Annotated in this window: 6 protein-coding genes and 1 pseudogene; 5 read left to right on the forward strand and 2 right to left on the reverse strand. The window is 66.5% G+C overall.

The features are described 5' to 3' along the window. Positions 1-43: 43 nt before the first annotated feature. Entirely contained in the window at positions 44-940 is an 897-nt protein-coding gene (locus O0J73_RS20395; protein ID WP_308309501.1) for a LysR family transcriptional regulator, read from the reverse strand. 105 nt (positions 941-1,045) lie between these two features. On the opposite strand from O0J73_RS20395, the gene O0J73_RS20400 reads away from it, so the two are divergent. The 3 genes and pseudogenes from O0J73_RS20400 to O0J73_RS20410 all read left to right on the forward strand — a co-directional run bounded on the left by O0J73_RS20400 (position 1,046) and on the right by O0J73_RS20410 (position 4,801). Continuing rightward, positions 1,046-2,401: an MFS transporter gene (locus O0J73_RS20400; protein WP_308309502.1), complete on the forward strand. Its 1,356-nt coding sequence runs from the start codon at positions 1,046-1,048 to the stop codon at positions 2,399-2,401. Positions 2,402-2,403: 2 nt separating this feature from the next. After that, positions 2,404-2,769: pseudogene (locus O0J73_RS20405) on the forward strand (DUF4440 domain-containing protein); the annotation flags it as partial. A gap of 121 nt (positions 2,770-2,890) precedes the next feature. Then, positions 2,891-4,801 (forward strand): CocE/NonD family hydrolase, encoded by a 1,911-nt coding sequence (locus O0J73_RS20410; protein ID WP_308309503.1) that lies wholly within the window; start codon positions 2,891-2,893, stop codon positions 4,799-4,801. 203 nt (positions 4,802-5,004) lie between these two features. Here the strand turns inward: O0J73_RS20410 and O0J73_RS20415 are convergent, their stop codons facing one another. Next, on the reverse strand, positions 5,005-5,958 hold the full coding sequence (locus O0J73_RS20415; protein WP_049458392.1) for an AraC family transcriptional regulator: 954 nt from the start codon (positions 5,956-5,958) through the stop codon (positions 5,005-5,007). 446 nt (positions 5,959-6,404) lie between these two features. Between O0J73_RS20415 and O0J73_RS20420 the strand changes: the two genes are divergently transcribed. After that, positions 6,405-7,163, forward strand: a complete 759-nt coding sequence (locus tag O0J73_RS20420; protein ID WP_308309504.1) for an SDR family NAD(P)-dependent oxidoreductase — start codon at positions 6,405-6,407, stop codon at positions 7,161-7,163. 122 nt (positions 7,164-7,285) lie between these two features. Beyond that, a complete protein-coding gene (locus O0J73_RS20425) occupies positions 7,286-7,738 on the forward strand; it encodes an MgtC/SapB family protein (protein WP_008265586.1) in 453 nt (150 codons plus the stop codon). The last annotated feature ends 36 nt before the right edge of the window (positions 7,739-7,774 follow it).

Raw genomic sequence — 7,774 nt, forward strand, 5'->3', positions numbered from 1 at the left:
CGTTTTTGCCATAAACGACTTGGATTCCCTCCGTCCCCTTTTTTCATGCAGTGAACCAGTCGCGCAGGAAATCGATCAGCTGCCGCACTTTGGGCGACGGCTGGGCGCTGTGTGGATAGACCGCGTACACGCTCTGCTGTGGGAAACGGTGATGGCGCAGTACTGGCCGCAGCCGGTTCATGGCCAGGTCGTCCTCGATCAGCCAGTGGGGAAGAACGGTGACCCCGGCACCGGCCACGGCGAAGGCGCGCAGGCTGCTGGCGCCATCCACGCGTACCACTGCATTGGCCGGATGGGTGGCAAACAAGGCGTCGCTGCCATCCGGCGCCACCACGGGCACGTCGGCCAGCCGTGGGTAGCCCAGGCGTGGCAGTGTGCCGAGCTGCACCGGATCGTCCGCGGCATCAGCGGACGGCAGGCGCGCCAGCAGTGAAGGCGCCGCCACCGCGCACAGAGGGTGCTGTTCCAGCTCGCTCGCATGCAGGCCAGAGTCGGGCAGGCGGCCCAGACGGATCGCCAGATCAAAACGCTCCGGAATGAGGTCGGCCGGTGCCGGCGAGGTCGACAGATGCAGTTGCAGGGCCGGGTGGCGCGCGCGGAACGCCTCCAGCGCCGGGATCAGGCGCAGCTGTGCGTATTCCGGTGTGGTGGTCAGGCGCAGTACGCCCTGCAGCTGGTGCTGGTCGCGGCGCGCGGCATCGATCGCCGCCTGTGCAGCATCCAGCGCCTGCACGCAGTTCTGCAGGAACTGTTCGCCGGCCTCGGTCAGGGCCAGGTGACGGGTACTGCGCAGCAGCAGGGTCACGCCCAGCTCCTGTTCCAGCCGCTTCAGGTTGAAGCTGACCACCGCGCGGCTCAGGCCGAGGCGGTCGGCTGCCGCGGTCAGGCTGCCGGCCTCGACCACGGCGCGGAAGATATCGAAGCGATCGAGGCTGACCATGGGCGTCAATTGTCAAAATAGATTTGACAGTGTTGCAGCTGTCGTCGTGTTTTTCCAACAACGGCTGCCGGGCATGCTGGCCGCTTCCCTGCTGGAGTGCCGTCGATGCCGTCCCCCCGCCTGCGCCATGAGGCGATCTTCCTGCTGGTGTTCGCCCTGGACCTGGTCAACATGTTCATTGCCACGGTGGCCTATCCGGCATTGGCGGCTGAGCTGCATGCCGACGTCGGCACCCTGGCCTGGGTCGGCACCGCCTACATGCTGGGCCTGAGCGTGGTGATCCCGTTGGCGCCGTGGCTGGCCGCGCGCTGTGGCGAGCGTCGCCTGCTGCTGGTGGCACTGCTGCTGTTCGCGATCGCCGCTGCGCTGGCGGGAGCCGCGCCGGGTATCGGCTGGCTGCTGGGGTGGCGCCTGCTGCAGGGGCTGGCCGGTGGCCTGCTGATTCCGGTGGCCCAGGCGGCAGCCTACCGACAGTGCACGCCTGACCAGCGTGGTGCGCTGACCCGGCGCATCCTGCTGGTGGCGCTGCTGGTGCCGGCACTGGCACCCGCGCTGGGCGGGCTGATGGTGCAGTGGCTGTCCTGGCGCGGTGTGCTCTGGGCCAGCCTGCCGCTGGCAGTCATGGCGATTGGGCTGGTGCTGGCGTGGATGCCGGCCGACGTTCGTCGTACTGCACCGCGCCTGCAGGCCCATGCGCTGTCCACCGCGATGACGGCACTGGGCGCGCTGCTGCTGGCGTTGACCTGGCTGGGCGAACCCGGGCATCGTCTTGCCGGCAGCGGGTTGCTGATGATCGCGGTGGTGCTCGCCGTCGTGCACCTGCGGCATGCACGTCGGCAGCCGCAGCCCCTGCTGCGCTGGTCACTGCTGTCCCATCGCAGCCTGCGCCTGGCGATGCTGGTGTATCTGGCGGTGCCGGGCGTGTTCATCGGCAGCCAGCTGGTCAGTACCCTGCAACTGCACCAGGCCGGTTACAGCGCCGCGCGCATCGGCGCACTGATGCTGCCGTGGGCGCTGGCCTCGGCCCTCGCCATCACCGCCAGCAAGCGCCTGCTGGCTCGCTTCGGCCCGGCCGCAGTGCTGCGTGCCGGCATGTTCCTGCAGGCCAGTGGCCTGCTGGCGATGGCGCTGTTGCCACAGCCGGCGTTTGCGCTGGCCGGGCTGCTGTTCGCGCTGATGGGTGCTGGCGGCAGCCTGTGCAGCAGCACCGCGCAGACACTGGCCTTCCATGGGGTCGAGGGCGAAGCGCTGGGCGATGCCAGTGCGCTCTGGAACCTCAACCGCCAGCTCAGCTTCTGCCTGGGCACCGCCGCGCTCGCGCTGCTGCTGGCACTGGCCATGCAATGGCTGCCGGCCCGCGCCACCGGCGTGGCGCTGGGTCTGGCCGCCGCACTGACCCTGCTGCCGATGCTGCTGTTGCGTCGGCCGAAGCAGCTTTTTCTTCCACACCCTGGAAATTGATGATGGATACCACCGCAGAACATGAAATCCACCGCCTGCACGACAAACTGCAGGCCTGGTTCCGTGCCGAGGTCGGCATCGACGCACTGGATGATCTGATGGCGCATTTCTGCGCGGACTTCAGCATGGTCGGTATCGCCGGCCGCCGGCTGGACCGGCATGCCGTGCAGGCCTTGTTCGCGGGTACCCATGGCGCACGGGCAGGGCTGAAGATCACCATCGAAGCCGTGCAGGCGGTGGAAGTCCCATCACCGTTGGCAGTGCTGCGCTATCGCGAAGGGCATGCGATCGATGGCGGCGAGCCCGCATGGCGCGAGTCGCTGGCGGTACTGAGGCAGGAGCAGGGGCGCTGGTGCTGGCCGGCACTACCGGGCGACGGCACATGTGCCATCAGTCCTGCCTGTATCCACCGCAGAATGCAAAGCCCGCCCACACTTCACGGCACATGGCAGGAGTAGGCTTGAGGCTTTCCTGCCGGGAGGGGTCTCCATGCGTGTGCGTGCCGTTGCTGTAGCCATCGCCCTTTGCCTGTCCAGCACCGTGCTGGCTGCCGATACCCCGCCGATGACCCCGGACATCAGCGGCAAACCCTTCGTTGCGCCGGATGTCGGCCGCGACTACGACAAGCGCGTGGTGATGGTGCCGATGCGCGATGGCACCAGGCTGTATACGGTGATCGTGGTGCCCAAGGGTGCCCACAATGCGCCCATCCTGCTGACCCGCACGCCCTACGATGCAGCCGGCCGTGCCAGCCGCAGTGATTCGCCGCGCATGCGTGACCTGCTGCCGCAGGGCGACGAGGTGTTTGTCGACGGCGGTTACATCCGCGTGTTCCAGGACATCCGTGGCAAGTATGGCTCCGAGGGGGATTACGTGATGACCCGGCCGCTGCGCGGGCCGTTGAACAACACCAAGGTCGACCATTCCACCGACGCCTGGGACACCATCGACTGGCTGGTGAAGAACGTGCCCGAGAGCAACGGCAAGGTCGGCATGCTCGGTTCATCGTATGAAGGTTTCACCGTGGTGATGGCACTGACCGACCCGCACCCGGCGCTGAAGGTGGCCGCACCGCAGAGCCCGATGGTGGATGGCTGGATGGGTGACGACTGGCTCAACTACGGTGCGTTCCGCCAGGTCAACTTCAACTACTTCGCGATGCAGACCGAGAAGCGCGGCAAGGGTACGCCGCTGCCCAGCCTCGGTTACGACGACTACAGCACTTTCCTGCGCATCGGTTCGGCCGGTGACTACGCGCGTTTCACCGGCGTGGACCAGCTGACCTGGTGGAAGAAGCTGGTCGAGCACCCGGCCTATGACGCCTTCTGGCAGGGCCAGGCGCTGGACGCGGTGATGGCCAGGACGCCGTTGAAGGTGCCCACCATGTGGCTGCAGGGCCTGTGGGACCAGGAAGACATGTGGGGCGCCAACCACGCCTACCAGGCGATGGAAGGACGCGACAGTGGCAACAACCGCAATTACCTGGTGATGGGCCCATGGCGGCACAGCCAGGTGAACTACAGCGGCAGCGAACTGGGCGCGCTGAAGTTCGATGGCGATACCGCGCTGCAGTTCCGCCGTGATGTGCTCAAGCCGTTCTTCGACCAGTATCTGGTGGACGGTGCAGCGAAGGCCGACACGCCGCCGGTGTTGATCTACAACACCGGCGAAAACCACTGGGACCGCTTGAAGGGCTGGCCGCGCAGCTGCGACAAGGGCTGTGCCGCCAGCAGCAAGCCGATGTACCTGCGCGCCGGCGGCAAGCTGGCGTTCCAGGCGCCGGCGGCAGGCGAGGGCGACTTCGAGGAATACGTGTCCGATCCGGCCAAGCCGGTGCCGTTCGTGCCGCGACCGGTGCGTTTCGGTGACCGTGACATGTGGACCACCTGGCTGGTCAAGGACCAGCGCTTCGTCGATGGTCGCCCGGACGTGCTGACCTTCATCACCGAACCGCTGACCGCGCCGCTGCGCATCGGCGGCGCTCCGGTGGTGCATCTGCAGGCGTCAACCAGTGGCACCGACAGCGACTGGGTGGTGAAGCTGATCGACGTGTATCCGGACCAGGAAGCGTCGACGCCGGAAATGGGCGGCTATGAGCTGCCGGTATCGCTGGCGATCTTCCGCGGCCGCTACCGTGAGGGCTTCAGCGATCCGAAGCCGCTGGCTGCCAACGAAGTGCTGCCGTACCGCTTCGATCTGCCCAACGCCAACCACACCTTCCAGAAGGGGCACCGGGTGATGGTGCAGGTGCAGTCCAGCCTGTTCCCGCTGTACGACCGCAACCCGCAGACCTACGTGCCGAACATCTACCTGGCCAAGCCGGGCGACTACCAGAAGGCCACGCAGCGGGTCTGGCACAGCGCGGCGCAGGCCAGCTACATCGATCTGCCGGTGTATTGAGCTTGATGAGGTACGCCGGGCACGCGATGCCCGGCGGCCGCGGTAGTGCCGACCGCTGGCCGGCGTCCGAGACGGCGCGCCAACGCGGAGTCATCGCGCGTTGGTCGTGGTCGCATGATTCGGGTAGTGCCGGCCGCTGGCCGGCATCTGTGATGGTGCGAAAGCGTGTCGACCAAGGTCGACACCTGCCAGGGTAGAAGCTGCTATCCGACCTTTGATGGGCCGGTGCGCCAGCGGCTGGGTACCAGGCCGAAGCGCTTGCGGAATGCGGCCGCGAAGTTGCTGGGATGGCGATAGCCACTGGCGGCCGCAGCCTGCTCGACGGTCCAGCCGTCTTCGCGCAGGCCCTGTTCGGCGTGGCGCATGCGCTGCTCGTGCAGGTAGTCGAACACCGAGCAGCCATACTGCTGGGCGAAATGGCGGCGCAGCGAGCTCGGACTCATGCAGGCCAGCTGTGCCAGTTCGAGCAGGCTGTGGGCGTGGCTGGGATCATCGTGCAGGTAGGCTCGCACGCGCTCCAGGCGCTCGCGCTGTCCCGCGCGCAGCGTGCGCACGTGGTCGGTCTGCAGATCCTCGGCCTGCAGGCCGACGGCCAGCAGCTGCAGGGCCACGCCCTCGCGCCACAGCGCATCGATGCCGTCCTGCCAGGGGCTGTCGAACAGTTGGCCCAGCACCGGCAGCAGGGTGTGCGGAATCGCCCAGTGGCGGCACTCCAGGTGGGTGTTGAGCGCCGTGTGCAGCTGTGGCAGCTGGAACAGGTCCGGATCGATCTCGGCCGGCACCATCACGCTGACGCCGCGCATGCGCGTCTCGCCCGGATGTGCGCCGGTCATCTCGACCTGCTCGCGATGGTGCGCGGTCATCGCGGTGCCGGCGCGCAGAGTGAAGCCCGCGCGTCGTGGCATGCGGACGTCGACCTGGCCCTGCAGCATCACGCGGATGGCCAGCCCCGGGCTCTGCTGGGCGGTGGCGACGTACGGGAAACGATTATGCACGTCGGACGCGATCAGGCTCATGCCGCCGCGCAGGAACTGCTCGTTGACCTCGCCGTGGCCGGCCCACTGGTCGTCGCGCAGGTGTTCCGGATCGGCGCGGTAATCAAAGCCGTGGCGGTGGCCGAAACGGCGGTAATCGGCAAAAGTGAAGTATCGGGACATTGCTCGGCACGTACGCAGGAGGTGGACGCTGGCTGTGCCTGGCCCATGCGCTCTGCGATGCAGATGCATGTCCGGTCGTGGCCTGTGCAGACCCGCTGCGATGCGGTGGCGACGGCATGCCGGATGGCTGGGGAAACGCCAGATTGGAATGTGTGTGTCGAAGAAACTGGAAACGTTTCCCATTGTCGCCCTGATTCATCTGCATTTGATTTCGAGATGGTCAAAACGATTGATCAATACGGCCAAGTTGATTGCTGCACAGAACATACGGCGGCGTCTTGCATGCTAATCCATACGCAGATCCCTACATCAACCAGAGTTGAGGTTTTATGGGTGGAACGATCGTTCGTGGACGCACTGTCTGCCGGGTCATCACAGGCAACGTCGTAGCGTGAGGGTTCAACAGCGGCCAGCCGCATCGAAACCCCCACAGATGGAGAACGCAGATGATTGATTACCAGCTCACCGGCAAGACCGCGATCGTGACCGGAGGTGTATCCGGCATCGGTCTGGCGGTCGCACAGACCCTGGCTGCGTCCGGTGCGCGTATTTCGGTCTGGGATCTCAAGCAGGACGCGGTGGACGCCACGGTGGCGCAGCTGCAGGGCAGCGGTGCGCAGGCCATGGGCATTGCACTGGACGTGACCGATGATGCCGCCGTCGAGGCGGCGGTGCAGCTCACGGTGAAGGAACTGGGCGGCCTGCATGTGGCGGTCAACAACGCCGGTATCGGCGGACCGGCCGCCAGCAGCGGTGACTATCCGATCGATGGCTGGCAGCGCGTGATCGATGTCAACCTGACCAGTGTATTCCTGTGCCAGCGTGCGCAGATCCAGGCGATGCGTACAGCGGGTTCCGGTGGCAGCATCATCAACATGGCGTCGATCCTGGGCCAGGTGGGCTATGCCGGTTCCACCGCCTATGTCGCGGCCAAGCACGGCGTGGTCGGGCTGACCCAGACCGCTGCCTGGGAGCATGCGGGCGACGGTATCCGTGTCAACGCGGTCGGTCCGGGGTTCATCAGCACGCCGTTGCTGGAGAAGATGGACCCGAAGGTACGCGCCACCCTGGAAGCACGGCACGCGCTGAAGCGGCTGGGCACGGCCGAGGAAGTCGCGGCGCTGGTGGCCTGGCTGGCCAGCGACGATGCCTCGTTCGCGACCGGTACCTATTACGCGATCGATGGTGGCTACCTGGCGCAGTGATGGGTTGATCGCCGATGGCGCCGGGCGCGGCCTGGCGCCACCGGGTGAACGAGCCGTGGTGCTGCCTTCACCCCCGTCCCACGCTGTGCACGCAACGCTGCCGGAAATACCCGGAGGCGGCGATGGAACTCACCCAGGATGTCTCGATCCTGCTGCGCGTAGGCGCGGCGATGCTGTTTGGTGGCGTGCTCGGCGTCGAGCGCGAAATGGGCAAGCACGCTGCCGGCCTGCGCACGCACATGCTGATTGCCGGCGCCGCTGCGCTGATCGTCGGCCTCGGCGATTCGGTGGCCGAGCATTTCCAGCAGGAGCGCTACCGCGATCTGCTGCAGGTTGATCCGGTGCGACTGATTGAAGCAGTGGTGGCCTGCGTCGGTTTCGTTGCGGCCGGCACCATCCTGCGCGGTTCGCGCGAGGATCAGGTCAGCGGGTTGACCACCGCCAGTTCACTGATCATGGCCGCCGCCATCGGCATTGCCGTGGGCATCGGCAAGTATGTGATCGCGATCGGGGTCAGCGTGCTGTGCGTACTGGTGCTGGCGGTGATGCGGCGATTGGAGAGGCGGATTTCGTAGGGAATGCAGGCGTAGGGAATGCAGGGTTGGCGGGGC

This window comes from Stenotrophomonas sp. Sm6012 (genome assembly GCF_030985895.1).
GTDB lineage: Bacteria > Pseudomonadota > Gammaproteobacteria > Xanthomonadales > Xanthomonadaceae > Stenotrophomonas > Stenotrophomonas forensis.